The sequence below is a fragment of the Pseudoalteromonas aliena genome, assembly GCF_038155085.1.
GTDB classification, from domain to species: Bacteria; Pseudomonadota; Gammaproteobacteria; order Enterobacterales; family Alteromonadaceae; genus Pseudoalteromonas; species Pseudoalteromonas aliena_A.
Window position 1 is genome coordinate 1 of record NZ_JBAKAU010000082.1, and the last position, 246, is coordinate 246.

At 34.1% G+C, this 246-nt stretch carries 1 pseudogene; it reads left to right on the forward strand.

Annotated elements, in window-relative coordinates:
• Nucleotides 1-246 (forward strand): annotated as a pseudogene (locus tag V6260_RS18635) (cupin domain-containing protein); the annotation flags it as partial.

A 246-nucleotide genomic window follows, 5' to 3' on the forward strand; every position in this document is an offset into this window, starting at 1 on the left:
AGCCACGCCAAACACGAAATTGATTTAGCTCATTTAGAAGATGAACTTTCAACGGATGATACAACCCAATTTCTAAACGATGATAACAATGTGTTTGAGCGTTTTGGGGGGGGTAGAGCTATTTACCAAATACTTGACAGTGCAGTATTATTAAGTGTTTATTGTGAAAATTATGAACTGACAATGAGCGATTTAAATGCATTTAAATTACTAACCGATACCAGCTATTTTAATAGCGAAGATTTA